We start from the raw sequence: 1902 nt of genomic DNA, 5'->3' as shown, positions 1-1902 counted from the left end.
GGTAATAAGGAAAAGAGTTGCACAAAATAACGTGTCGTTTCGGAGTTGGTTGCGCCGTGTACTTGGAGACTTGTTCGCACGGTGCTTAGGGGGCGAAGAGGGAGTAATCCCTCTGACCTACCCAATAGTCTAATCTGTATCGTTGTGGCAGGTTCAAAACTGCTCTACAGACCTCGGCTAGGGGAAACCCTAGCTGTGTCTCTACTTTTCTGAGGATGTTACCAGCCCCATTGCAATCGGCGTTAATCAAATTACCTTTACTTGACAGATATTGTCCACGCTTTACTCTTTTTCCGCTTGCTGCCCACCCCTGCGCTTTGGCGCACGCTACGCGAACAGGTTTCGCGCCGAGCACAGGTAGGAAGTCACGATCTAAAAAACTAGCTTTGCTGGTGTAACTTTCCTCGGTCTCAACAAATTTAATACCGTACTCAATGCACAGTTGTTCTATCCTATTTTTTAATTTAGCAGTAGGGATTTGAACGAACTGCTGATTGTTCTTTTTGCCAATATTAATACGATCTTTATTACGCTTGTTCCAGCCAAACACGATTGTGCTGACTTGGTTTCTTTTGCACCAGTTCACAATGAATCTAGCGACTTTATTTACATTATCGCGCATTTGCCTGTTGCGCTTTTCAGTCAATGAGGCCAACCGATCATCCCAATAGCCCTGAGGTTTCCCTTTTTTGATCGCAGCTACACGCTTGTTGTACCACTGGTTTTGTGACTTAACTTTCCTGCCATCTACAATGAATGACTTCCCTATATTGGAAACGCAAGTCAACCAGTTATTGAGACCTGGATCAACACCTAAGACATTGTCGGTTGACAACACCGGATCGGGGCTTGGTCTTTCATATACAAATTCCAGATAAAAACAGCCATTTCTTGGGACAAATCGATACTCTTTGATTAATTGGAAGTCAATATTGGATGGCATGGGTAGCAGAAAATGGTCAATCCCGAACCAGATTTTGATTTGTTTCCCTAAGGTGAATTTTAGTTGACCTAGACAGCGTTTTACCCATCGAGCAGGATAGCTAACTACAGCTAGACCTCCCTTTTTGCGATACTTTGGGACTCTAGGCTTATTTGTTAACTGCCCTTTGTCGTACAGTTTCTTGAGGGCTTTGTAAGACTTGAAAGATTCAATAACTCCGTGTAACGTCTGTTGGGCGCAGGCAGACCTCATCGCTTTAAAGTGGACGTTGGTTTTCATTATTTTGTCCAGTTCCGCGTTTTTAAGGTATTTGCCGTTTTTGAACAACATTTGACGGCAATAATACAAGCCACAATTTGTTAGCTTATTAGCTTCCGAACAGATGAACTCTATAACTGCCTGATTTTCAACCGTCGTAGTTATTAAGTGCTGCTGGCATCCATACATCTTATTGTCACCTCATTGTTTATATTATATATTGAATATACAGCTACTGTCAACGGATATGACCAGTAAAAATCAATATATTTTCAGGACAAACCCTCACTCGTTGACATTACTCAATTCCCACTTTGTCTGGTGTACAAAAAGGATAAAATCCGTACTAAATGGAAGCATAAAAATGAGATTGCAAGAAATTATTTTTGAACTCTGCAAAGATAATAATTGGAGACTTATCGCAAAGCGAGATAATGCCAGATCACGTCCACATGTTCTTGGAGGTTGACCCTACTTATGCTCCATCGGTAATAATAAAAAGGGTAAAAGGAAGAGCTTCTCATCATCTCAGAAGAGAATTCCATGAATTACTAAAGCTCCCAACTCTTTGGTCTCCTAGTGCAGCGCGGTAGAAATGCTTGAGCAGCTGCGGATAATGGTGAAACAGAAGGATGAACCGCTGACCCACTCGATGCTCAGCTCATCCGATTACACTCTTCACAACTAGGCTATGCCTAACC

General features: G+C 42.2%; 3 protein-coding genes. 2 read left to right on the top strand and 1 reads right to left on the bottom strand.

Annotated elements, in window-relative coordinates; all coding sequences use genetic code 11:
* Positions 1–85: 85 nt before the first annotated feature.
* The gene (locus F6K46_RS39470; RefSeq protein ID WP_293068904.1) at positions 86–1390 is read right to left on the bottom strand and encodes a transposase; all 1305 of its coding nucleotides are present in this window, start codon (positions 1388–1390) and stop codon (positions 86–88) included.
* 58 nt (positions 1391–1448) lie between these two features.
* Here F6K46_RS39470 and F6K46_RS40525 point away from each other — a divergent pair, with 58 nt between their 5' ends.
* Both F6K46_RS40525 and F6K46_RS40520 read left to right on the top strand, forming a co-directional pair.
* A complete protein-coding gene (locus tag F6K46_RS40525) occupies positions 1449–1670 on the top strand; it encodes a transposase (RefSeq protein WP_366510901.1) in 222 nt (73 codons plus the stop codon).
* The gene (locus tag F6K46_RS40520) at positions 1588–1794 is read left to right on the top strand and encodes a transposase (RefSeq protein WP_366510900.1); all 207 of its coding nucleotides are present in this window, start codon (positions 1588–1590) and stop codon (positions 1792–1794) included. The genes F6K46_RS40525 and F6K46_RS40520 overlap by 83 nt, the downstream gene beginning before the upstream one ends.
* Positions 1795–1902: the final 108 nt, after the last annotated feature.

The sequence above is a fragment of the Moorena sp. SIO3E8 genome (assembly GCF_010692445.1).
In the GTDB taxonomy this organism is placed as follows: Bacteria; Cyanobacteriota; Cyanobacteriia; order Cyanobacteriales; family Coleofasciculaceae; genus Moorena; species Moorena bouillonii.
Note: the sequence above shows the minus strand (reverse complement) of the source record. Positions and strands in the feature narration are given on the sequence as shown.